At 40.0% G+C, this 21,655-nt stretch carries 26 protein-coding genes and 3 tRNA genes; 6 read left to right on the top strand and 23 right to left on the bottom strand.

Annotated elements, in window-relative coordinates; genetic code table 11:
- Positions 1-157 precede the first annotated feature (157 nt).
- The 3 genes from Q8865_06730 to Q8865_06720 form a co-directional block, all read right to left on the bottom strand.
- Positions 158-233 (bottom strand) — tRNA-Asn (locus tag Q8865_06730).
- 30 nt (positions 234-263) lie between these two features.
- Positions 264-338: transfer RNA gene (locus Q8865_06725), tRNA-Glu, on the bottom strand.
- 5 nt (positions 339-343) lie between these two features.
- Positions 344-419: transfer RNA gene (locus tag Q8865_06720), tRNA-Lys, on the bottom strand.
- Between the two features lie 347 nt (positions 420-766).
- Between Q8865_06720 and Q8865_06715 the strand changes: the two genes are divergently transcribed.
- Positions 767-1,000, top strand: coding sequence for a heavy metal-associated domain-containing protein (locus tag Q8865_06715; GenBank protein ID MDP4153113.1), 234 nt, complete (start codon positions 767-769; stop codon positions 998-1,000).
- A 36-nt stretch (positions 1,001-1,036) separates the two neighbouring features.
- Here Q8865_06715 and Q8865_06710 read toward each other — a convergent pair whose 3' ends face one another.
- The 12 genes from Q8865_06710 to rpsF all read right to left on the bottom strand — a co-directional run bounded on the left by Q8865_06710 (position 1,037) and on the right by rpsF (position 10,188).
- A complete protein-coding gene (locus Q8865_06710; protein MDP4153112.1) occupies positions 1,037-1,969 on the bottom strand; it encodes a bifunctional riboflavin kinase/FAD synthetase in 933 nt (310 codons plus the stop codon).
- A gap of 11 nt (positions 1,970-1,980) precedes the next feature.
- Entirely contained in the window at positions 1,981-2,880 is a 900-nt protein-coding gene (gene truB, locus Q8865_06705) for a tRNA pseudouridine(55) synthase TruB (protein MDP4153111.1), read from the bottom strand.
- On the bottom strand, positions 2,867-3,865 hold the full coding sequence (locus Q8865_06700; GenBank protein ID MDP4153110.1) for a bifunctional oligoribonuclease/PAP phosphatase NrnA: 999 nt from the start codon (positions 3,863-3,865) through the stop codon (positions 2,867-2,869). The genes truB and Q8865_06700 overlap by 14 nt, the downstream gene beginning before the upstream one ends.
- Entirely contained in the window at positions 3,858-4,211 is a 354-nt protein-coding gene (gene rbfA, locus Q8865_06695) for a 30S ribosome-binding factor RbfA (protein ID MDP4153109.1), read from the bottom strand. Before rbfA ends, Q8865_06700 begins: the two co-directional genes overlap by 8 nt.
- Before the next feature lie 75 nt (positions 4,212-4,286).
- Positions 4,287-6,905: a translation initiation factor IF-2 gene (gene infB / locus Q8865_06690; protein ID MDP4153108.1), complete on the bottom strand. Its 2,619-nt coding sequence runs from the start codon at positions 6,903-6,905 to the stop codon at positions 4,287-4,289.
- Positions 6,902-7,216 carry a ribosomal L7Ae/L30e/S12e/Gadd45 family protein gene (locus Q8865_06685; protein ID MDP4153107.1) on the bottom strand — a complete coding sequence of 105 codons (315 nt, stop codon included), beginning with the start codon at positions 7,214-7,216 and terminating at the stop codon, positions 6,902-6,904. Before Q8865_06685 ends, infB begins: the two co-directional genes overlap by 4 nt.
- Positions 7,213-7,479: a YlxR family protein gene (locus tag Q8865_06680; GenBank protein MDP4153106.1), complete on the bottom strand. Its 267-nt coding sequence runs from the start codon at positions 7,477-7,479 to the stop codon at positions 7,213-7,215. Before Q8865_06680 ends, Q8865_06685 begins: the two co-directional genes overlap by 4 nt.
- Positions 7,480-7,514: 35 nt before the next feature.
- Positions 7,515-8,558 carry a transcription termination factor NusA gene (gene nusA / locus Q8865_06675; protein ID MDP4153105.1) on the bottom strand — a complete coding sequence of 348 codons (1,044 nt, stop codon included), beginning with the start codon at positions 8,556-8,558 and terminating at the stop codon, positions 7,515-7,517.
- 33 nt (positions 8,559-8,591) lie between these two features.
- Complete coding sequence (rimP, locus tag Q8865_06670) at positions 8,592-9,065, bottom strand: ribosome maturation factor RimP (protein ID MDP4153104.1); 474 nt, start codon at positions 9,063-9,065, stop codon at positions 8,592-8,594.
- Positions 9,066-9,182: 117 nt separating this feature from the next.
- Positions 9,183-9,425 (bottom strand): 30S ribosomal protein S18, encoded by a 243-nt coding sequence (rpsR, locus tag Q8865_06665; GenBank protein MDP4153103.1) that lies wholly within the window; start codon positions 9,423-9,425, stop codon positions 9,183-9,185.
- Positions 9,426-9,446: 21 nt separating this feature from the next.
- Positions 9,447-9,890, bottom strand: coding sequence for a single-stranded DNA-binding protein (locus tag Q8865_06660; protein ID MDP4153102.1), 444 nt, complete (start codon positions 9,888-9,890; stop codon positions 9,447-9,449).
- A 16-nt stretch (positions 9,891-9,906) separates the two neighbouring features.
- Positions 9,907-10,188, bottom strand: coding sequence for a 30S ribosomal protein S6 (gene rpsF / locus Q8865_06655; GenBank protein ID MDP4153101.1), 282 nt, complete (start codon positions 10,186-10,188; stop codon positions 9,907-9,909).
- A 147-nt stretch (positions 10,189-10,335) separates the two neighbouring features.
- Between rpsF and Q8865_06650 the strand changes: the two genes are divergently transcribed.
- Positions 10,336-11,259, top strand: a complete 924-nt coding sequence (locus tag Q8865_06650; GenBank protein MDP4153100.1) for a S1 RNA-binding domain-containing protein — start codon at positions 10,336-10,338, stop codon at positions 11,257-11,259.
- A gap of 162 nt (positions 11,260-11,421) precedes the next feature.
- On the top strand, positions 11,422-12,234 hold the full coding sequence (locus Q8865_06645; GenBank protein ID MDP4153099.1) for a DUF368 domain-containing protein: 813 nt from the start codon (positions 11,422-11,424) through the stop codon (positions 12,232-12,234).
- On the opposite strand, the gene prfB is transcribed toward Q8865_06645, so the two are convergent.
- Complete coding sequence (gene prfB, locus Q8865_06640; GenBank protein MDP4153098.1) at positions 12,235-13,356, bottom strand: peptide chain release factor 2; 1,122 nt, start codon at positions 13,354-13,356, stop codon at positions 12,235-12,237.
- Between the two features lie 181 nt (positions 13,357-13,537).
- On the opposite strand from prfB, the gene Q8865_06635 reads away from it, so the two are divergent.
- The gene (locus Q8865_06635; protein MDP4153097.1) at positions 13,538-14,518 is read left to right on the top strand and encodes a DnaD domain protein; all 981 of its coding nucleotides are present in this window, start codon (positions 13,538-13,540) and stop codon (positions 14,516-14,518) included.
- A gap of 11 nt (positions 14,519-14,529) precedes the next feature.
- Complete coding sequence (locus tag Q8865_06630) at positions 14,530-15,525, top strand: ATP-binding protein (protein MDP4153096.1); 996 nt, start codon at positions 14,530-14,532, stop codon at positions 15,523-15,525.
- A gap of 27 nt (positions 15,526-15,552) precedes the next feature.
- Here the strand turns inward: Q8865_06630 and Q8865_06625 are convergent, their stop codons facing one another.
- The 6 genes from Q8865_06625 to Q8865_06600 all read right to left on the bottom strand — a co-directional run bounded on the left by Q8865_06625 (position 15,553) and on the right by Q8865_06600 (position 20,707).
- A complete protein-coding gene (locus Q8865_06625; protein MDP4153095.1) occupies positions 15,553-16,647 on the bottom strand; it encodes an AI-2E family transporter in 1,095 nt (364 codons plus the stop codon).
- A 111-nt stretch (positions 16,648-16,758) separates the two neighbouring features.
- Positions 16,759-17,160 (bottom strand): bacteriohemerythrin, encoded by a 402-nt coding sequence (locus tag Q8865_06620; GenBank protein MDP4153094.1) that lies wholly within the window; start codon positions 17,158-17,160, stop codon positions 16,759-16,761.
- Between the two features lie 28 nt (positions 17,161-17,188).
- Positions 17,189-18,031: a hypothetical protein gene (locus tag Q8865_06615; protein MDP4153093.1), complete on the bottom strand. Its 843-nt coding sequence runs from the start codon at positions 18,029-18,031 to the stop codon at positions 17,189-17,191.
- 17 nt (positions 18,032-18,048) lie between these two features.
- A complete protein-coding gene (locus tag Q8865_06610; protein ID MDP4153092.1) occupies positions 18,049-18,834 on the bottom strand; it encodes a hypothetical protein in 786 nt (261 codons plus the stop codon).
- 116 nt (positions 18,835-18,950) lie between these two features.
- A complete protein-coding gene (prmA, locus tag Q8865_06605; protein MDP4153091.1) occupies positions 18,951-19,931 on the bottom strand; it encodes a 50S ribosomal protein L11 methyltransferase in 981 nt (326 codons plus the stop codon).
- 101 nt (positions 19,932-20,032) lie between these two features.
- Positions 20,033-20,707, bottom strand: coding sequence for a helix-turn-helix transcriptional regulator (locus tag Q8865_06600; GenBank protein MDP4153090.1), 675 nt, complete (start codon positions 20,705-20,707; stop codon positions 20,033-20,035).
- A gap of 141 nt (positions 20,708-20,848) precedes the next feature.
- On the opposite strand from Q8865_06600, the gene Q8865_06595 reads away from it, so the two are divergent.
- Entirely contained in the window at positions 20,849-21,418 is a 570-nt protein-coding gene (locus tag Q8865_06595) for a phosphate propanoyltransferase (protein MDP4153089.1), read from the top strand.
- A 135-nt stretch (positions 21,419-21,553) separates the two neighbouring features.
- Here Q8865_06595 and Q8865_06590 read toward each other — a convergent pair.
- Positions 21,554-21,655, bottom strand: a 102-nt coding sequence (locus Q8865_06590) for an IS3 family transposase (protein MDP4153088.1), incomplete at its 5' end; no start/stop codon positions are given.

Below are 21,655 nucleotides of genomic sequence, written 5' to 3'. Positions count from 1 at the left end.
TCTTGTTGCAGTTGGCAGACCGCAGCTTTATTATATCAAAAGGAGTTTTTTTACTATACTCATCGCTAAAGCTTTTTCTGAACTCCCGGCATAGCCGGGAGTTTTCGTATTACAAATAAAAAAGCAGCAGAACCGATGTTCTGCTGCTTTTTATTTATGGCTCCCCAAGTTGGACTCGAACCAACGACCCTGCGGTTAACAGCCGCATGCTCTACCGACTGAGCTATTGAGGAATATTGAAACCTTTTTAGCTTTCAATCTATTGGTGACCCGTAAGGGAATCGAACCCTTGTTACCAGCGTGAGAGGCTGGTGTCTTAGCCGCTTGACCAACGGGCCGTTTATGGTGCACCCTCAGGGACTCGAACCCTGGACCCATTGATTAAGAGTCAATTGCTCTACCAACTGAGCTAAGAGTGCATTTATGCTGTAGCAATTTCACAGCTATATAATAATAGCAAAACTTATTTTTTTTGTCAACACCCTAAGCGCAAATTTTAAAGATAAATGTATTTTATACTTATAAAATTAATATATGTATTGCCTTAGCAAAATTGTTACTGATAATAAATAAGTCGACCAATTTGGGATGAATAAATCAAAATAGTCCCAATATTTTTAAATATTTTACAAAAGGTATATACAACAGGCATTATTTAGATTATAATGAGGAAACAACTAACCATTATTTTCATATTTGCTTTAAATTTGGAGTAATTCAGTATGAAAAAAGGAATAATAAAGACAGATGGAAGGGGGCGGTTGTTGTGACCGTGAAAATTATTATTGACGGAATGGGTTGTGAAAACTGCGTTAACGCTGTTAAGCGCTCTCTGTCATCAATACCAAATGTAAAAATCAAAAAGGTCGAAATCGGCCGTGCTGTCGTAGAAGTTGACGGGTTCGGTGATTGGAGCCGTCTGAGAGAGGCAATTGAAGGCGCAGGCTATGATGTACTTGATGTAAAAGTATTTGATGAATATACCGAGGCCGGGGATTAAAAGAGACTGCAGAATCTGCAGTCTCTTTTAATTTATCTACTCTTTTTCAAAGTCAAAATACTCTTTCGCTGTAATTATGTCTTTTTTGATTTGTGCTTTTAGTTGATCAAAATTCTGGAATCTGATTTCACAGCGAATTCTTTTCAAAAAATGAATTTCAGCATTCATTCCATATATATTGCGTTTAAAGTCAAAAATATTAGTTTCGGCGTTAACTCTGCCAGAATCCACAGTTGGTCTAATGCCTACATTAGTGATACTGTTGAAAACTTCCCCGTCAACTAAAGTTCTGGTTATATATACACCGTATAAAGGTATTACACTGCGTTCACTAAAGTATTGATTAATTGTTGGAAAGCCCCATGTTCGGCCGAGTTTTTTCCCTGATAAAACTTCGCCTTTTAAAATAAACGGATGCCCTAGATACTCACCGGCATCGTCCACCCTGCCCTCTGAAATAAGGCTTCGCACTATCGAAGAACTAACCACTACATGATGCATTGTTACTGGGGGTATGACAACAACAGAAATATTGCATGTTTCACATAACTTTTTGAGAGCAGAAATATCTCCCCCGCCGCCGCTGCCAAAATGATAATGAAAACCGCAGACTACTTCCCTTGCGTTCAACCGCTTGTTTAATACATCCCACACAAAGTCGCTCGGTGACATTGCTGCAGTTTCTATGTTAAACGGTTCAAAAAGCAATGAATCAACCCCGGATTTTTCAATAAATCTGGCCTTCAAATCATTAGGTGTTACTTCAGGGGTTACAACTCTGCCTTCAAGAACATTTTCAGGGTGTCTTTCAAATACATAAGCAAGACTTGAAAGCCCGAGAGTTTTCGCTCTGCGTGCCGCAGTCTGAAGCAATACCTGGTGGCCAATGTGCACTCCGTCAAAATTACCGAGAGCGACCACTGTTTTTTCACTTGGAACAGAAAAGCTTTCTCCGGTAAATAAGTTCATAGACAATCTTCCTAAAGTTTTTTGTATAATTCAAGATATAATTCTCCCTGCAGAATTATTCCTCTTCCAATTCCATAAAAGGCGCCGTCATCCCCGTAGACTAGAGAATATTCATCTTCTTTTTGATTAATTCCTAGTTTTTGCTGGAGAATCCGCTGTCCGTTTTTCATCAGCGTTATATAAAACATTTCTACAATAATTTTAGGGAATAACGGAAAGCAATCTTCCACAGGAATCAAATATGACAATGGTTCTTTTTCGAGATTCTCAAGCGTTACAGAACTCAGAGCTGAAAAAATTCCGGTTTTCACACGTTCGAGTCCGGTCATTACTGCACCGCATCCCAGTTTCTCCCCAATATCGGATACAAGTGACCGAATATATGTACCTTTAGAACAGCAAACGAAAAAACGACCGGTACAGGAAGCCTCATCATAATTTTCTAACTCGATTTTAAATATGCTGATTGGTCTTTTTGATCTTTCAATTTCAATGCCGCTGCGGGCAAGTTTATAAAGACGTTTTCCGTTGACCTGGATTGCAGAAAACATCGGTGGAAGCTGCATACTGTCTCCCAAAAAACTATTAATCGCTGCCACAACTTCTTCCTTAGTTAAATTAATAGAACTTTTGGGAATATCCGTAACAGTTAAACCTTCGTTATCGAAACTGTCGGTTGTCCTGCCAAGTTCAAATTCTGCCGCATATTCTTTTACTTCGCTCATTAACAGCTCAGAGCACTTAGTTGCACTGCCTACCATGATCGGCAGAACTCCCCTTGCAGCAGGGTCAAGTGTCCCCGCATGTCCGCATTTTTTAACTTTCAGAAGATATTTTACACGGCTAACAGCATTTTGTGATGAAATACCTTTAGGCTTGTATAAATTAATTACTCCGCTAATTTCGTTCATTTGCACCAGTCGCCAGTTTAAACCGGCTTTCCAATTCATCGAGTAGTATTTTTTTGACCTCTTCTAGTGATTTCCCTCCAAAACTGCACCCTGCGGCGCCCTTATGACCTCCGCCGCCAAAAACAGCACATATTTCAGAAACATCTACGCCACCCTTCGAGCGCATTGATACTTTAAATGACCCGTCTTTGGTTTCTTTTATAAGAACGCTGGCCTCTACGCCTTCGATTCCTCTCATCAATGCTGATAAGCCGTCTATATCCGCATTTTCAGCCTTAGCTTCCTCTATATCCTTTAAAGTGACAGATGCTAGTGATAACTTGCCGTCAAAATAAAATTCAATTGAATTATAAATATGTTTTTCGAGGTTTATCTGACCTAAAGTCTTATTCATATAAAAAGCATTATTGAGCGCTACAAAATCAATTCCAGTTTTTATTGCTTCCATTGCGACAAGATGAGTATGCGCTGTGGTATTGGAATACATAAAACAACCCGTATCTGTTAGAACTCCAGTGTATATTGCGCGGGCTATATTCTGATTGAATTCTACCCCAAGTGCAATAACTATTTCATATATAATTTCAGCAGTAGCTGCATATTCGGGTGCAACAAGCCTTACAGGTGCAAAGGCATCATGTGTTCTGTGATGATCAATGCATACGTCAACCTTTCCGGTATACCGCTGTCTAAGCTCATCACCTATAAGGTTTTCAGAAGCAATATCAACAGCAAGAACACATCCAGGCTTGAATGAAGGATTTAAGCTATTATTACCGCCTGTTAAATAAAAGAATTTATTTTCGATTATATCATCATTTGCGACCTCTGCATGTTTGCCTAATAAAGTTAAAGCTTCGCGTAGAGCAAAAGCAGACCCGAGTGTATCACCATCGGGTCTTGTATGACTTAAAATTATAAAATTATCTTTTTTTTGCAGTATATCACATATTTCTTCGATCTGAGCCTTTATATCCTCACTCATTGCTGCCCTCGTTTATATCTTTTAATATTTTAGAGATGTGGGCGCCATAAGCTATGGAACTGTCTAACTGAAAAGTGATTTCCGGTATTGCACGGATACTCATTCTAGCCCCGATTTCACGGCGTATAAACCCGGCCGCGCTTGTAAGGGCTTTGACAGCTTCTTTGCCTTCTTCTTCTGTCCCCATAACCGAGGTATATACCTTCGCGTATTTCAAATCAGGAGTAACCTCTACATTAATAACGCTTGTCATCATTGGAATTCTAGGATCTTTTAAATCTCTTATTATCTCTGAAATTTCCCGCTTAAATTCCTCGTTTATTCGCCCGCTTCTATGTTTAGCCATAAGTAAACTCCATCCCGCGCTAATGCGCGGCTGCCGCTTTTGCAGCGAGCGGCACGCCGAAATACAATACCTTTATTATTCTCTATATTCCTCGATGACATACGCTTCAAGTATGTCGCCCTCTTTAATGTCATTGAATTTTTCAAGTCCAATGCCGCATTCGAATCCTTGTACGACCTCTTTTGCATCATCTTTAAAGCGCTTAAGTGAATCGATTTTATCTTCAGCAACAACTATACTGTCGCGAAGAACACGTATTCCGCTTCCACGGGTTATTTTCCCGTCTTTGATCATGCACCCTGCAACAGTGCCTACGCTTGATATCTTATAAACTTGACGGACTTCGGCATGACCAATAACAACTTCTCTTGTCTTTGGCGCCAACATGCCTTTCATTGCTGATTCGACTTCTTCAATGCACTCGTAGATTATACGGTATGTCCTAATATCAACGCCGGCATTCTTAGCGTTTTCTACTACAGTTGCATCGGGGCGGACATTAAACCCTATTATAAATGCGCCGGAAGCGGAAGCAAGCATAATATCACTATCGGTGATTGCTCCGACTCCGTTATGAATAACTTTGACTTTGACTTCGTCATTTGAAAGTTTTTCAAGCGATGATTTAACTGCCTCTGCTGAACCTTGAACATCCGCCTTAACAATAATGTTCAGTTCCTTTATATTGCCCTCCTGTATCTGGGTAAACAAAGCATCAAGAGAAACCGCATATGTCGATTTCGTTGCTTCTGCGCGCTGCTGTTCACGGCGCTGTTCTGCAAGCTCACGAGCCATTTTTTCATTTTCAACGGCATAGAACAGATCTCCGGCTTCGGGTACATCTGCCATGCCGATTATCTCAACAGGAGTTGATGGGCCTGCTTCTGCAAGTTTTCTTCCCTTTTCATCGTTCATAGCACGTACTCTGCCAACAGTACTTCCGGCAATAACAATATCCCCAGACTTAAGCGTTCCGTTTTGAACAAGAACTGTAGCAACTGGGCCGCGTCCTTTATCAAGTTTAGCTTCTATAACTGTACCTTTGGCAAGTCTATTGGGGTTAGCCTTAAGTTCAAGCATATCTGCAGTCAGGATAACCATTTCCAGCAGTTCCTTGATGCCAGTCTTTTTCTTGGCTGAAACAGGAACACAGATCGTATCTCCGCCCCATTCCTCCGGAACGAGCTCATATTCTGTTAAAGATTGTTTAATTACCTCAGGATTAGCATTTGGCTTATCCATTTTATTTATTGCCACAATGATAGAAACGCCGGCTGCTTTTGCATGATGGATAGCCTCGATAGTCTGAGGCATTATGCCGTCGTCTGCGGCAACAACAAGAATTGCAATATCAGTAATATTCGCTCCGCGTGCTCTCATTTCAGTGAATGCGGCATGTCCCGGCGTATCAATAAATGTAATATTGCGATCATTAACCTTAACTTTATATGCTCCGATGTGCTGAGTGATGCCTCCGGCCTCGCCCTCAGTTACATTAGAGTGTCTAATAGCATCGAGAAGTGAAGTCTTGCCATGATCAACATGACCCATAACAACAACGACAGGGCTTCTAGGCGCAAGATCCTCAGCCTTATCAGCAGTATCATCTATAAGCTGCTCCTCTATAGTTACAACAACTTCACGTTCATATTTTGCCCCAAACTCTTCAGCGACAATAGCAGCAGTTTCATAATCAATTACCTGATTCTGTGATACCATCGAACCCATAATCATGAGTTTTTTAACAACTTCACCGCTTGTCTTTTTTAAACGGGTAGCAAGTTCACTGACAACGATCTGATCTGGAATTGTTATCTTAAGCGGAGCGCGGCGTGCTTTTTCGAGTTCGAGACGTTTAAGTTTTTCCGCTTCGGTTTCCCTTCTCGGTGCCGAAGGCTGGAAACGTCCTGACCCTTTTTTAAGTTTCTGCTTTCTAGCCGCAGTATCCTTAACATTTGTAGGTACAAGTTCGTCTAATCTCTCATCATACTTTGACAGATCTACATTCGAACTTCTCGTGTCAACTACACGAACCTCCATATCATGATGAGGCTTGGGCGCATTTGTCTTGTCTTTATTCTGTTTTTCAAAAGGTTTAGGGTTATTATTAACAGGTCTATTTTGTCTGTTCTGCTGAGTATTATCTGATACGGGTTTGGGTTTGAATGTTTTTTGTTCAACTTTATTTTGAGCAGGTCTGTTATTTTGCGGCTGTTGCCTTTGCTGTTGCTGCCTTTGGGGTTGATTGTGTTGCTGAACCTGCTGCTGTTTACGCTGCTCTGCAGCCTTTTTTTCTTCTAAAGCCTTACGCTCTTTTTCTTCTTTTTCTTTTCTAAGAGCTTCCTCAGCTTCTTTTTTCTTTTTAGCCTCTTCAGCCTTGCGGGCTTCCTCAGCTTTTTGAGCCTCAGCTTTAAGGGCTTCTTCAGCGGCGCGTTTTTCTTCTTCTGCCGCTTTTTTCTCAGTTTCCCGGCGTTTACGTTCGTTATCCCCCGCTACAAAGTAAGCCTCGAACGTTTCAGCCTGGTATTCTTTAGTATAATGTTCAAAAACAAAGTCCAGTTCCTTTTCCTCTAGAACTGTCATATGCTTCTTTTCGCCTTCAAAATTAGCGGTCAAAAGATCAATTATATCTTTATTAGGCACACCCAAATCCTTAGCGACCTCATGTACCCTGTATTTTACTAAACTGCTCATAACCCTACCCCCGTGTTCTTTACTATAGACTGTGCAATTCCCTTATCTGTAAGTGCAATGACCGCAATTGTGCAAAGCCCCACCGCACATCCAAGTTCTTCAGCCGTAACCGGCAATGTAATAAGCTCCACTTCGTAATAGTGACAGAAGTTTTCAATTCGTTTTTTTGTATTAGTTGATGCGCCCTCTGACATTATTACAAGGCGTGCTCTGCCCTGCCTTGCGGTATCATGCGCTTTTTCAGCACCGGCACTGACAAAACCGGCTTTTTTGGCAATTCCCAAAAGTCCAAGAATTTTTGTTATATTCAAAGGTTTAAAAGCCCCTCTTCCAGAGCGGCATAAACCTCATCGGGAATAGCACATTCAAATTCCCTGCTAAGCCGCTTATTCTTTTTAAGTTTAATAAAGCATTCTTTATTTTTGCAAATATATGCGCCCCTGCCAGGTTTTTTTCCTGTATCATCAAGAGATATTTCCCCATCCTTGTTTTTAACTATTCTTATCAGTTCCTTTTTGGGGAAAGCATTTCCGCAGCCGAGACACGTTCTCATTGGAATACTTTTTTTCTTCAAAAAATCCTCCAAACTCCGCACAAGCGGATACTTTATTATATATTCTTATAAGCTTCCGATTCAGGTTTAATGTCGATTTTCCAGCCTGTGAGCTTTGCTGCAAGACGCGCATTCTGTCCTTCTTTACCGATTGCTAACGACAGTTGTCCGTCCGGCACTATAGCACGGCAGCTTTTTTCAGACTGAGAAACAAGAACACTTACCACCTGTGCGGGGGAAAGAGCCTCTGCAATAAACTCTGCAGGGTCTTCGTGATAACGTATAACGTCTATCTTCTCGCCCTTGAGTTCTGCCACTATACTGGCAATACGGCTCCCTTTAGGGCCGATGCAGGAACCTATAGGGTCAATATCTTCAAACTTTGTCCAAACTGCAACTTTAGTTCTCGAACCTGCCTCACGGGCAATCGCTTTTATTTCAACAACACCGTCGTGGATTTCAGGAACCTCGAGTTCCATAAGACGCTTAACAAGGCCGGGATGAGTACGGGATATCTTTACAAGCGGACCTTTAGGTGCCTCTTTGACTTCAACGACGTATATTTTCACGCGATCGCCCTTTTGAAATTTTTCTCCGGGGATCTGCTCGCCGCTCATTAAATAGACATCGGTTTTCCCAATTTCTATTGAAATACTTCCATGATCAACTCTTGTTACTATACCCGAGAGCACCTCATGCTCTTTACTTGAAAACTCTTGATATACTATTCCGCGCTCAGCCTCACGGATACCCTGAGTTATAACGTTTTTAGCCGCATGGGCAGAAATTCTGCCGAATTCTTTTGGTATAAGTTCAATTTCTATTGTATCGCCAATCTCAAGTTTTCTATTTATTCTATGAGCCTCTTCGAGATTTATCTGTGTAGAGGGATTTTCAACCTCTTCAACGACTTCTTTTGTAGATAGAACCCGAATTTCGCTCTTCTCTTCATTCATCACTACGTAAACGTTTTCAGATGCGTTCAGTTCCTTCTTATACGCTGTTGTAAGAGCAGCTTCAAGTTTTCCAAGCAATATCTCTTTCGGAATGCCTTTTTCACGGCAGATCTCGTCAACTGCCTCAAAAAGCTCTTTGTTAATCATTTTCTATTTTCCCCCAAATTCTGGTGTATTTTAAAATTCGACAGATAGACGTACAGCTGAAACATCCGCCATCTTAAAAGTATGAGAGCCGTTTTCGTCCTCTATTGATACGCTGCTGTCATCATGAGACAATAGCACTCCTGTATATTGCTTTATGCCATTCTGCGGTTTATAAAGATTAACGTCAACCCTGCTGCCTATATATTGTTCAAAATGTTCGCTTTTTTTAAGTGACCTGTCAAGTCCCGCTGATGAAACTTCGAGATAATAACTCTCGGCAATAGGATCAGCCTCGTCGAGCGGAGCGTCTATAGCACGTGACATTGCTTCACAGTCTTCAACTGTGACCCCGCCCTCTTTATCTATAAAAATACGCAGCACATACATGCCGCCCTCTTTTTTATACTCAATATCCCAAATTTTAAGTTCCAATTTTTCGGCAATAGGATAAATAATTTCACGAACGATTTCAGTTACCGGTACAGAACGACCATTTTTACTCAATAAACCACCCGTTTCTTTTGTACTAAACAGAAAGAGTGGGAATACCCACTCTTTCTACCATTAGTATTTTACCACAAGTTTTAATTAATTGCAACAGTTTTTTACCAGTTTTTAAAATCAATCTCCGCTGTATGGAATCAGGGCAATGTGTCTAGCCCTTTTTATGGCAATAGTAAGTTCTCTCTGATGCTTTGCGCAAGTTCCGGTGATTCTTCTTGGAAGAATCTTAGCACGCTCAGAAAGGAATCTTCTAAGTCTGGCAACATCTTTATAATCAATCTCAGTTACTTTGTCGGCGCAGAACACGCAAGATTTTCTCTTTGCTCTTCTGCCGCGGGCAATTACTTTTTCTTTATCCATTTGTTTCTCCTCCTTTACGAATTAGAATGGCAAGTCTCCATCATTTGAAAGTTCAAAAAATTCATCCGTTTCATCGCTCTGATATGCCGGTGCAGGATTGTTAGCGGGAGCAGCTTCTCTTGTATCCTGTCTGCTGTTATCGCGCTTGCTGTCGGCAAAATATACCTCATCAGCAACCACTTCGACAGTTTTTCGATTTTTGCCCTCTTTATCCTGCCAAGTTCTTGTCTGAAGCGAGCCGCACACAACAACCTGAGCGCCTTTTACGAAATACTTACCGACAAACTCGGCAGTGCTTCGCCAGCAGACGATATCGATAAAGTCGGTTTCACGCTGTGAAGAATCTTTTTTAACATAGTTTCGTCCGACAGCGAGTGAAAACGATGCGACAGGCAAATTAGACGCGGTATAACGGACAACGGGATCGGCTGTAAGCCTTCCCATAAGCATCACTTTGTTTAACATGCTTTCCTCCTTCGCGTTATTTCGCGATTATGAGAGAACGCAGGATACCGTCTGTGATAGTGAACACACGGTCAAGTTCTTTTGGAAATTCAAGACCGGATTCAAACGCAATCAGGACATAGAAACCTTCTGTCATATCGTCGATTTCATAGGCAAGTCTTCTCTTACCCCAAACGTCAACCTTTTCGATTGTCCCATTTGCTTCAATAAGCGCCTTGAACTTTTCAACGATGGCGTTTGTCTCTTCCTCTGTAAAGTTTGAGTTTACAATGAATACAGCTTCATATTTTTTCTGCATTTTTTACACCTCCTTTTGGACTTAAGGCCGCTATTCTGTTTAGCGGCAAGGATACAGCATGATATTATATCAAAAATCTGGCATTTGTCAAGTATTAGTTGAAGTTGTGACGCATATATAGTATAAAAAAGGAGGTTGAATGCCGGCATGATAATATCCAAATACTCCCCTGAAGGCTGTCTTAGCCAAAACAGCGGTATAGGCGTCTACACAGAGGCGGAAATTGAAAAGGCGCTTGCAAGCGGCAAAATACTTGAAGGAAAAGCCATTCTCTGCGACGAATATCAAAATCTTACGATCGACCTTGGTTGTATGAAAGGAGTCATACAAAAAAAAGAAGCAATATATGCTGTAAAAGGCGATGTTAAAAATATCGCTGTCATTACACGTGTCGGAAAACCTGTTTGTTTTAAAGTAATGGAAATAACGGAGAATGACCGTGGGGAAAAAGTCGCTCTTTTATCAAGAAAATCCGTGCAGGAGGAAGCATATAAAAATTATGTGTTAAAACTGCGAAGCGGCGACATCATCGGTGGAAAAATAACGCATTTAGAGCCTTTCGGGGCATTTGTAGACATCGGATGCGGTATCATTTCCCTTATCACTATCGATAATATATCCATTTCAAGAATCTCACATTCACACGATCGATTTGCGGTAGGGGATGATATACGCTGCATTGTAAAATCTGTTGACCGTGATGAGGGAAGAATCACCCTGTCTCATAAAGAACTCCTGGGGACATGGCAGGAAAATGCGGATAACTTTTCAATCGGTCAAACTGCTGCCGGCATTGTGAGAAGCGTTGAGCAATACGGAATTTTTGTGGAACTCACTCCTAACCTAGCAGGTCTTGCAGAATACAAAGAAGGCGTACGCGTGGGGCAAACCGCATCCGTATATATAAAGAATATTCTACCTGAAAAAATGAAGGTAAAACTCGTGATAGTAGATCATTTTGATACAATTTCAGCAAAAAAACCGATGAATTACTACATAAGAAGCGGCCATATGTCATATTGGAGGTACTCTCCACTTTCCTGTGATAAAAAAATAGAAAGTTTCTTTTAAAAGAAAAATAAGGCCTTCAATCGTAGCTTGCTGCAATTGGAGGTCTTTTTTACATATCATTTCTATCATTCAGAGCATTTATGCCGGTTTGTTTCTTTTGCCTTGACATTTGCAACTTATCTGGATTATCATTATGACATAAATTTCCGTTTGGAGCTACATATGAAAACAATAATCTTGATGTTAAAAGGCGTTCTAATAGGAATTTCAATACTTATACCCGGGGTAAGCGGCGGAACCATGGCAATAATCCTTGGCGTTTATGATGAAATGATCCATGCTGTAAGCTCATTTTTTCAAAGCAAACGGCAAAACGCGCTTTTGCTTTTGAAAATAGGTACAGGCGGCTTAATAGGTATTGTTCTTTTCAGCAAACTTATTTCTTACATGCTTGATAAATGGAAATACCCTATGGTCTTTTTGTTTATAGGGGTAATTTGCGGCGGCTTGCCTGTTCTTCTTAAAAAGACAAAAACAGCAAAAAGCAGAAATCTAGACCTTCTTTATTCAATTGCCGGATTCCTGCTTGTTATCGCAATGACCAGACAGCCTGACACCGTCGTTAATCTGGCGACCCAAACAGGGGTTCTTAATTTCCTGTTCCTTGTTTTTGCCGGGTTCATCATTGCCATTGCATTAATCCTTCCTGGAATAAGCACCTCATTCATGCTGCTTACCTTAGGGCTTTATGATGTAACACTTGAAGCTATAACTAATTTTAATATAGCTTTTCTTATCCCGGTGATAATCGGTATCGTAATCGGAACCATCAGCACAACAAGATTGCTGGAGTTTCTTATGCAGCGTTATCCCAGAAAAACTTACCTGCTCATCCTTGGCTTTGTACTTGGATCGGTTTTGCAGATCATCCCAGGTTTGCCAAAAGGAATGGACATATTATATTGCATATTGACTTTTGCCTCTGGGCTTATCGCGATCCAGTTTATGAGCAAATATACATCGGAAAATGTATAGCTATTGCTTAAGAGTTCCAAGACTCTTACACTTTAAATACTCATTTATAAAGCCGTCGAGATCGCCGTCCATGACCGAGCCTATATTCCCCACCTCAAAGTCAGTACGGTGATCTTTTACAAGGGTATAAGGCATAAATACATACGACCTTATTTGTGAACCCCAGCCGATCGCCATTTGTTCACCTTTAATATCTTCGATTTTATCGAGATGTTCTCTTTCCTTTATTTCAAAAAGTTTTGCCTTAAGCATCTTCATAGCAACTTCTCTGTTCTGGTGCTGACTGCGCTCGTTCTGACATGCAACTACAATGCCGGTAGGTATATGTGTGATTCGGATAGCCGACTCGGTCTTGTTGACATGCTGCCCGCCCGCGCCGCTGCTGCGGTAAGTATCTACTTTCAAATCCTCCTCGCGAACCTCAATATCGATTTTATCATCTATCTCCGGCATAACTTCGAGAGAGGCAAAAGATGTATGTCTGCGGCCAGAAGCGTCAAATGGCGAAATGCGGACAAGGCGGTGAACGCCGGTTTCACTTTTTAAATATCCATATGCGTTATATCCCTCAACCATTATTGAAACACTTTTTATTCCCGCTTCATCCCCCGCGAGATAATCTAATACTTTAACCTTATACTTATGCCGCTCACACCAGCGGGTATACATTCGATAAAGCATCTCAACCCAGTCTTGTGCTTCTGTTCCTCCGGCTCCGGCGTGAAATGTTAGTATCGCGTTGGCGCTGTCATATTCACCTGAAAGCAGCGTTGAAAGACGCTGCTCGTCATATTCCCTTTTAGTTTCCTCGAGTTCTGTTCTAACTTCCGAAGCAAGAGATTCATCATCTTCTTCCATCGCAAGTTCGGTTAAAACGATTGCATCTTCCCATCTTTTTTTCAGTGAATTAAATCGGGAAACTTTTTCTTTTAACTGTTTTGTTTCCTGCAAAACTTTCTGCATATTTTTTGTATCTGTATAAAAATCAGGCTCCTGAGCCTTTTTTTCAAGTGAATTGATCTTAACTTCAAGACCTGATACATCAATGCTCTCCGCAAGCTCTTCCAGCGGCTGCTTCATCGCGTTCAGCTGCTGTTTATATTCTTCAAGTACTATATCCATAAAACTCCATAGCCGTCTAACGCGGCTGCCGCTTATTCCGGTGTGCGGCCCACCTAATTTGCAACTAATCAATAATAGTTATTATATCCATTTTTTATGTCTGTGTAAATAGTGCCTCTTCCCCTTTCAATCCCACTTTGTATATGCTATAATTTTTTATGATATTTTAGGGGGAGTGGAGATGGCACTTAATTTTCAATCGGGCGGAAATCACGGCATGTTTTTAGTCCCGGATATCGTAGTAGACAGGTATATTACTGAAGCCTCTCAAGTTTCTATGATGGTGCTCCTGTATATTTTAAGACATACAACGTCTTTTACTGAAGAGGATATCTGTTCTGCTCTTAATATCAATGTTGCCGATCTGGAAGCCGCCGTAAACTTCTGGGTTCAGTGCGGGATATTGCGATCAGAAGAAGGCAATATTTCGTTTGAACAGACCTCGATCAGTGTTGACCACGGCCTAGTTTCTGCTCCTGTTAAGACAACTGCGCCAGAGTATGATTTTTCGGAGGTCGCTGCTGTTGTTGAATCAAACAAACAGCTAAGCACTCTTTTTGAGGCGGTGCAGATTCGGCTAAACAAGCAGTTGTCTCCGACGAACTACAAAATTCTTTACAGTTTTTACGACTTTTATGGTTTCTCGCCAGAAGTAATCTTTCTTCTTGTTAACCACTGCTGTGATATTGGCAAGGGCAATATAAAATATATTGAGCAAGTTGCATACGGCTGGTATAAAAGTGGCATTACGACCGAGGATGCCGTAAACAAATATCTCGAGGAATATGAACAAAGGCGAACTGAAGAATATATGGTTCGTAAGGTTTTTGGAATCGGAGAACGAAGCCTTACAACTAACGAAGAAAAATATATTCATGCTTGGACGGAAAGTTACGGTTTTGGTGAAGATATAATTAAATTAGCTTTCGAAAAGGCTGTTGATAATACAGGACGTGTTCGCTTTACATATATCAATAAGATCCTAAAGTCTTGGTTTGAAAAAGGGTATAAGACTGCAGAAGAAGCGGCTAATGAACCTGCGCCTGAATCTAAGCCTCATAAGGGAAAAAAGAAAGTTGAAAAAGAGGGCGAGTCAACTTACGACCTGAATGAATTCATGAACTGGTCGTTCAATGAAATTTACACCAAAGACAAAGCTTAAGGGGGAAAAGGATGTCATACGGCAAAGCAGTTTACGAAGCAGCTGATGCAGCTTTACAGCGCAGACGATCCGAAAATAAAAAAGAATACGATGACAGAAGAAGGAGAGTTTTTGCTTCATACCCCAGAATAGCCGAGATCGAACACGAAATGTCGGAAGGCTCCCTTGCGATTATTGGTGAAATCTTTGAAAAAAGCGGCGACCTGCACGAGAGGATAGCACGAATCAAAGAAAAAAATATAAATCTGCAAATGGAAAGAGCAGAGCTTCTTGTTACAATTGGGCTTCCTGTCGATTATCTCGATGAAATATATAAATGCCCTGTCTGCCATGACAAAGGAATCGTTAACGGCAGGCGCTGTGAATGCTATGAAAAAGAATTAAAAAAGGCAGCTTATGAGCAGTCAGTTCTGGGTGGTACGTTATCTAACCAAACTTTTGAGAATTTTAATCTAGACTTTTACTCACAAAAGAAGGCCCCCGGTGGAATCAGTCCCTACGAAAACATGATGAGAAACAAACAGCTTTGCGAACGGTTCGTTGAAGATTTCAGTCATTCTTCTCTCAGTATACTGATGACGGGCGGCACAGGCCTTGGCAAAACACATTTGTCCACTTCAATAGCACGCAGACTGATTAACCGTGGCGTTGGAGTTGTATACGTAACAGCTCCAGAGCTTTTTGACAGATTTGAAAGTTTGAAATTCAACAGGGCAAGTATTTATGGAGACACGGTTGATGTGCAGGAGTTTTTTGACTGTGATTTGCTGATTATCGACGACCTTGGAAGTGAATTCTCAACACAGTTTGTTGAATCAGCATTATTTTCGGTTATAAATGGCAGAGCGATCAAGGGAAAGAGTACAATCATAAACACAAACTGTGACCTGGCTCAGCTTGAATCAATATACAACAAAAAAATCGTGTCACGAATAATAGGCGATTTTCTAATCATGCCTTTTACCGGTGAAGATGTACGTATGCAGAAAAGGAAAAAGAATTTATAATAAAAAAAAGGGCTTAAGCCCTTTTTTTTATTGCGTTCGCGCTAAAATATCCTTTTTTAGAATTTGATAAAAAACTGATGTGATAGGAACGCTTATAAGCATTCCTACAACCCCGAAAAGTCCGCCTCCAATTATAATCGACAGAAGCACCCACAGTGCAGGCAATCCTATGGAACCGCCGACTACCCTCGGGTATACAAGATTGCCCTCTATCTGCTGCAGAACTATGAAGAACACAATAAACCAAATAGCTTTAATTGGATTAACCATAAGCAAAATAAATACCGAGATTACACACCCTGTAATTCCCCCGACAATCGGGATTATCGCCGTAACAGCAAGAAGGACGCTGATAAGTAAAGCATAATTAAATCTAAAAATGATCATACCGATAAAGCACATAAATCCAAGAATGCACGCTTCAGTCAGTTGCCCTGAAACGAACTTAGAAAATGTTTCAGCCGTAATCAATATAAAACGATCGATTTTACCGGCTCTTTTTTCAGGCAAATAGGCGTAAAGAAGCAAATGTATTTGATTTTTCAGTTTACTTTGAGCAATAAGAAGATAAATCGAGATAACAAGACCAAAAGAAATATTAGACACCACACTGATTACGCTTGATGTGAAACTGAATATACGCGGAAAAAAGTCTGATAACATCGATGCTGCACTGCCTGCATACGTTTTAAACGAATTTACAAGCCCAGAAAAATCGGGCGTTGTAACATTTAGTGCATTTGCCGCTTTACGCAAAAGCCCTTCTATCTGAGGAGTATATGCAGTTACGCTGTTAATTAAAAGCTGTATGCTTTCAGTTAGTCGCGGCAGTATTATTGAAAAAACCGCCGCAAGAACCGCAATCATTGATATATACGCAAGAAGCAGCGCAATTGGTTTTGCAGCCTTTTCCTTCTTTAGATATTTAGTTAGGACTCTTTTATAAAAATGAAATGGCCGGTTTAAAATGAGTGCAATGCCGATACCTACAAACAGCGGACTTAGTATCTTTATTAGTAGTCCAATCGCAGACAAAACCATTTCTAGGCGCAGCATAAGTGCTATCAGCAAAACTGCATAGGTGATAATTAATATATAGCTTTTAAGTTTTGCCTTCTCCACTTTGATTCACCCCGTAATTTAATGGCGCTATTATAACATTTTTCGTTTATTACGTCAATGTAACGGCATTTAACAAAAAAAAGCATACCGGAAATTCCGATATGCTCAGATTTATTTTTCAAGGCTTCTGACATACTGCCCTATTTTTTTATCCTGGAAAGAAATATGTTTAGTTAGCCAGTTCAACACAAGCTGATTAGCCTCTATTATCAACGCAATGTTTCCGCCCGATCTTGCGAATTCAGCTTTCAATTCTGAAAGCTTACCTATAAATTCACTATGAAGTTTTTTCTGCAGATCATATTCAGGGTAATTAATTTCAAGCATAAATTTTTCTTCATCATTGAAATGTTTTTTTGTATATTCATCTAAAAAATCAAACATTTCAGAAATAAATTCCATAGCTCTTCTGTTTTTGCCGGCCTCATACAATTCGTTTGCCTTTTCGAACAACGCTTTATGCTCTTCATCAATGAGGTCTACCCCAACTGCCAAATCATTTGTCCATCCCATATGTAAGCCCCCTTGCTAAATATAAATTTTATTCATCCTGCTGTTCATCTTCCTTTTGTTCCTCAACAACTTCAACAACCGGATCAACTAATGCTTTGTATATCTGTATCATGCCAACAGAAATAAACAAAAGTGATACTGCGCTTGGTATATATTCAGGTAAAAAAGGAGTAATAAAAATTCCGTCAGTGCCAATTATATAATAATATATTTTTGGAATAACGGCAACGAATACTAATATAATCGATAATCCGCCATACATAGATACATAAGCGGAGACAGCACTTCCTGTAAGCGCTTTTGAAAAATAGTAGAAGAATAAAACAAGTGCGCAGGTTGCAATTACCTCAAGCAAATATTCTGAGATCGTTACAATTGTGGTAAGCCCTTTGAACGCTTTTATAAGTTTTACAGCATACCAGCCAGACACTCCGAGCATCAAATAGCAAATTTCAAACGGTTTTTTTTCTTTTCCGATAATACCTGAAACTGCAAGCATAAGAAAGGCAGCAACCGCACTGGCAAACATCAAAACAACTTCGAGTGCCTTAGACGCAGTCCCGCTTGTAAATTTAAAATAATACAGAACTGCAGAAACAGCAAATGAAATGCCTAGCATAACGCATGTAATGACACCGAATGTACCCATTCTTACTTTCTGAGGCTCGATTTTGTAACCGCGCCGTTTATCAAGCAGTGGCAAAACAGCAAAAGCGCAGGCTAAAACAAGCAACACGTAGAAAACAGTCGGGAACACGCTGCCTGTCTTATAAAAACCAGTTATCGGCTCTATGTCATTTTTTATTATTAAAATTCGAAATACACTCAGTACAGCGCCAAAGGTAAACAAAACACTTATTCTTGTTTTCATTTTGACAACTCTTCTCGTTATTTATTCATTAGCCTGATCGTATAGTATAAAGCTGCAAGCAAGATTGAGATTCCAACAGCCAAAGCTGAGTAATACGCCGCTTCAGTAGTAAAAGCCAACATAAAAGCTCCGCCGACAGCAACTATAGCATAGAAAATAAATAAAGGAAAATATGCAGCATCCTTTTCAAATAACACTATCGCACCTTTGCCAGTTTTAAATTGCCCGCCGTTTCTTCTTACTAAGAAAGTGATAAGTGCAGCAAGTAAAGCAACAACTACTATTGCGATAGAAACAACTGGCATAAGCGGAATAATACCGGGGTTATCCCCTATTCTTGAAAAAATATAAAATACAATCAGAGCAAACCCCATCATTACTGAGAGGTAGAAAAAATCATTCTCATACACTGCGCGTACAATATATACAGCAAGGAAAAACACTAACAGCACATACATCGCTTTTATTGCATTCAGATATTGAAAATACATTGCAACCGATCCTAATAGAATCGCTGCTCCCCAAAGGGTCAGTGAAACCGGGTGCACTATTTTTTGCTTATAATCCACTTTCCTTGCAATTACAATTATAAGATTAACAATAGCTGCAACAAAAAGTATGCCCGCAATAACTATAAGTCTTAAAACTGCAGGTTGAAACTTTGTTATCCCCTGCAGGGTATCAAGCATACGATCGTAAAATATAAGAACCGCAAAGCAGACAACGGCAATTGACATATGGAGCGCAATCCTATTGCCCATTAATTCCTGTTTATCTGGTTGTTTGATTTTTTTATTTGCCAAGTGACTCACTCCACTCAAAATATTTTCCTATACCTAGTAAGCCTGAGAGTTTAGCCATATTATTAATTTAGTTACGGATATATATTATATCTATATTTTTCCGCTTTGTCCATAAATTATTTTAAAATTAGTTTACTAACACTAAAAGCACACCATCCGTCTCTTTCCATTATATTCGAAATGTCAAAGCCAGCTTCGGTGAGTGCTCTTTTCACCTCGTCAGCACGCTCAGTAATTATACCTGATACAATGAAAATCCCATTGTCATTTAAAAGCTCTGAGGCAAGCGGACATAAAGGGATAATGACATCAGCAACAATATTGGCTGTAATAATATCAAATTTGGTTTCAATCAGCTTGTCTTGCAGGTCTGTATTCTCTAGGATATTTCCTGCAATTGTTTCATACTCCGGCAAACCAAAATCGTTTAAGGCCGCATTTTCTGCCGCAATATCCGCCGCGTTTTTATCAATGTCTACAGCTACAGCGCTGTCAGCTCCCAAAAGAAGCGCTGCAATAGATAATATGCCACTTCCACATCCCAGATCCAGCATGGTTTTTCCGTCACAATCATACTTCTGAAGCAGTTCTAAGCATAATGCTGTGGTTTGGTGTGATCCAGTTCCAAAACTCATACCTGGGTTAAGCGTTAATACAATGCGATCACCTGCGTCGTATATTTCTTCCCAAACAGGCCTTATCAAAAGTCTGCTTCCAATAGCGATCGGCTTATAATACTTTTTCCAGTTATCCGCCCATTCCTCTTCCATCCTTGAACTGATAGACATCTCAAGCGATCCGAGGGAGACCGATGGAAAATCAGCCTTTAAAGTTGAAAGCGCATCTTTTACAAAAGACAATGTTTCAAGTCCTGCCGCATTATCACTGACATAAAATTTAATAAGACTTTTTCCTCTCATGTTTTCGGAGAGTTCTTTGTCTACATAATCCCAATATTTATGGTTATTTTCCAAAAAATCGTTAAAATCAGCTTCATCCTCAACCTGAAAGCCTGTAATTCCGGCGGTAATCAGTCGATTAGAAACATGTTCTATTCCTTGAGGTGTTGTTTGAACAGTTACTTCGAGCCAGTTCATATTAGTCTCCTAACACTTATATCGTAAAAGCGCCTATGACAGTAAGCACTTTAAAATTATTATACGCCGTATGCTATTTTATAAGCAAGTCAATTAAATGTTTAAGAAAGTTTTGAAATTTCATTTTCAGAATTTTTAAGAAAATTCAAAAGAGCAGCTGAATCTTTTGGAAAAGCATTTTTTAAAAGATCATAAGTTATTACATCGTCATCGCTGCTTTCATTTCTTATCTCTTCAGCCGCATCTTTCATACGCTGTTCGCAAAGGAGCAGTGCAGCATTAGCCTTGGATTCGAAAACTGTGTCTCTCACAGCAAAAAATGTTGGAGGATTTTTAGCCCCGCTCCGATAGAAATGCCTGAATAGTTTATAAACGACTATTGCAAAATATTTCTGCATTTCTGTTGCTATACTTTTATATTTAGAATCTTTCATTAAATCAAATAAAACATTTATGCTGCTGGCAGTCAACGCTTTCCCAAGCGCAGGAAAAACACTGCCTCTGAATACATTGTCCTTTTGTGTAAACAAAACGGGATCTCCGGCAGTTTCTTCCTGACCATAATTCCGTTTTTCGGTGCGTCCCAGAAGATAATCTACGGACACGTTATAATAATCGGCAATTTTTACTAAAAACTCAAGTTTACATTCACGTATTCCCTTCTCATAGTGAGAAAGTAATGCTTGAGAAATACCCAGCGCATTTGCAACGCTTTTTTGACTAAGTCTTCTCTCATTACGCAGCAGCGTAATAATGCGTGGAAATTCAAGTGACAACAAAATTCCTCCCTGATATATTTATATTTACACGAGGTAAATCATAGCATATTATTTACATGTTGTAAACTCTTGCATTTTTTTATGAAGAGGTTTAGAATAAAGAACTGAAAAAATCACACGGAAATATCGGAGGAAATTATGGAAAATAAAATATTAGTTGAAATTTCCGCCAGGCATGTTCATCTGTCTGAGCGCGATCTTGAAACACTTTTTGGCGCTGGTCACAAACTTACTCCTAAAAAATATCTTTCCCAGCCAGGTCAGTTTGCAAGCGAGGAAAAAGTAACAGTTGTTGGTCAAAAAGGTGAACTTAAGTTTTCAGTCCTAGGTCCTGTGCGTTCCAAAACACAGGTTGAGGTTTCCCTTACAGAAGCCAGAAACTTAGGGATAACAGTTCCTGTCAGAGAATCTGGAGATTTAGCTGGAAGTACAGGGATAAAGTTAGTTGGGCCAGCTGGTTCTATTGAAATCTCTGAAGGTGTAATCGCAGCAAAGCGCCATATTCATCTGACTCCTGCGGATGCCGAGAAATTCGGGCTTAAGGATAAGGAAGAAGTATGTGTAAAAGTTGACTCAGAACGCGGCGTTGTATTCTGCAACACTGTTGTACGCGTATCCCCTAGTTATGCTGCAGCAATGCATATTGATACTGATGAAGCGAATTCAGCCGGATTAACCGGAAGTATCAATGGTGAGATCGTAAAATAACGCTCTGCCAGACTTAATAAGTGATATTTGCTCAAAAAAGTGGCTTACCCTTTTTGAACTGTACCAGTAAAAACGGACATTGAGAAAAAGGACCTCCTGGAAAGGTCAAGAAAAACTAGACACAAAGTTAAGCATTTAAGAATTTTGTATTTCAAACTGAACGGGGCTAAGCCAATCCAGAGCAGAATGAATGCGCTTCGTGTTATAATAGGTTTCAATATATTTGAAAATATCAAT

Source organism: Bacillota bacterium, assembly GCA_030705925.1.
Taxonomy (GTDB): Bacteria; Bacillota; Clostridia; order Oscillospirales; family Feifaniaceae; genus JAUZPM01.
The sequence above is the reverse complement of the archived record's forward strand: the minus strand, read 5'-3'. Positions and strand labels throughout refer to the sequence as shown.

What these genes read in the sequence shown, in the direction of transcription:
- Q8865_06710 (MDP4153112.1), bottom strand. Translation starts at nt 1,969, where the DNA reads ATGAACTTATTTACCGGAGAAAGCTTTTCTGTTCCAAGTGAAAAAACA.
- truB (MDP4153111.1), bottom strand. Translation starts at nt 2,880, where the DNA reads ATGAACGAAATTAGCGGAGTAATTAATTTATACAAGCCTAAAGGTATT.
- Q8865_06700 (MDP4153110.1), bottom strand. Translation starts at nt 3,865, where the DNA reads ATGAGTGAGGATATAAAGGCTCAGATCGAAGAAATATGTGATATACTG.
- rbfA (MDP4153109.1), bottom strand. Translation starts at nt 4,211, where the DNA reads ATGGCTAAACATAGAAGCGGGCGAATAAACGAGGAATTTAAGCGGGAA.
- infB (MDP4153108.1), bottom strand. Translation starts at nt 6,905, where the DNA reads ATGAGCAGTTTAGTAAAATACAGGGTACATGAGGTCGCTAAGGATTTG.
- rpsR (MDP4153103.1), bottom strand. Translation starts at nt 9,425, where the DNA reads ATGGATAAAGAAAAAGTAATTGCCCGCGGCAGAAGAGCAAAGAGAAAA.
- Q8865_06660 (MDP4153102.1), bottom strand. Translation starts at nt 9,890, where the DNA reads ATGTTAAACAAAGTGATGCTTATGGGAAGGCTTACAGCCGATCCCGTT.
- rpsF (MDP4153101.1), bottom strand. Translation starts at nt 10,188, where the DNA reads ATGCAGAAAAAATATGAAGCTGTATTCATTGTAAACTCAAACTTTACA.
- Q8865_06650 (MDP4153100.1), top strand. Translation starts at nt 10,336, where the DNA reads ATGATAATATCCAAATACTCCCCTGAAGGCTGTCTTAGCCAAAACAGC.
- Q8865_06645 (MDP4153099.1), top strand. Translation starts at nt 11,422, where the DNA reads ATGAAAACAATAATCTTGATGTTAAAAGGCGTTCTAATAGGAATTTCA.
- prfB (MDP4153098.1), bottom strand. Translation starts at nt 13,356, where the DNA reads ATGGATATAGTACTTGAAGAATATAAACAGCAGCTGAACGCGATGAAG.
- Q8865_06635 (MDP4153097.1), top strand. Translation starts at nt 13,538, where the DNA reads ATGGCACTTAATTTTCAATCGGGCGGAAATCACGGCATGTTTTTAGTC.
- Q8865_06630 (MDP4153096.1), top strand. Translation starts at nt 14,530, where the DNA reads ATGTCATACGGCAAAGCAGTTTACGAAGCAGCTGATGCAGCTTTACAG.
- Q8865_06620 (MDP4153094.1), bottom strand. Translation starts at nt 17,160, where the DNA reads ATGGGATGGACAAATGATTTGGCAGTTGGGGTAGACCTCATTGATGAA.
- Q8865_06615 (MDP4153093.1), bottom strand. Translation starts at nt 18,031, where the DNA reads ATGAAAACAAGAATAAGTGTTTTGTTTACCTTTGGCGCTGTACTGAGT.
- prmA (MDP4153091.1), bottom strand. Translation starts at nt 19,931, where the DNA reads ATGAACTGGCTCGAAGTAACTGTTCAAACAACACCTCAAGGAATAGAA.
- Q8865_06595 (MDP4153089.1), top strand. Translation starts at nt 20,849, where the DNA reads ATGGAAAATAAAATATTAGTTGAAATTTCCGCCAGGCATGTTCATCTG.